Annotated in this window: 1 tRNA gene; it reads left to right on the forward strand. The window is 55.0% G+C overall.

The features are described 5' to 3' along the window. Positions 1-127: 127 nt before the first annotated feature. Positions 128-204, forward strand: a tRNA-Asp gene (locus tag OGV75_RS00025). Positions 205-211: the final 7 nt, after the last annotated feature.

The raw sequence follows: 211 nt of genomic DNA on the forward strand, positions 1-211 counted from the left end.
CTCAGAAGTGAAACGCCGTAGCGCCGATGGTAGTGTGGGGTCTCCCCATGCGAGAGTAGGGAACTGCCAGGCATCAAATTGCAGTAAACCGGGATGAATAATCCGGGTGGTGACAAAGAAATTCGGTGGAGCGGTAGTTCAGTTGGTTAGAATACCTGCCTGTCACGCAGGGGGTCGCGGGTTCGAGTCCCGTCCGTTCCGCCACTTATTA

The sequence above is a fragment of the Citrobacter sp. Cb028 genome, from assembly GCF_030336705.1.
Taxonomy (GTDB): Bacteria; Pseudomonadota; Gammaproteobacteria; order Enterobacterales; family Enterobacteriaceae; genus Citrobacter; species Citrobacter braakii.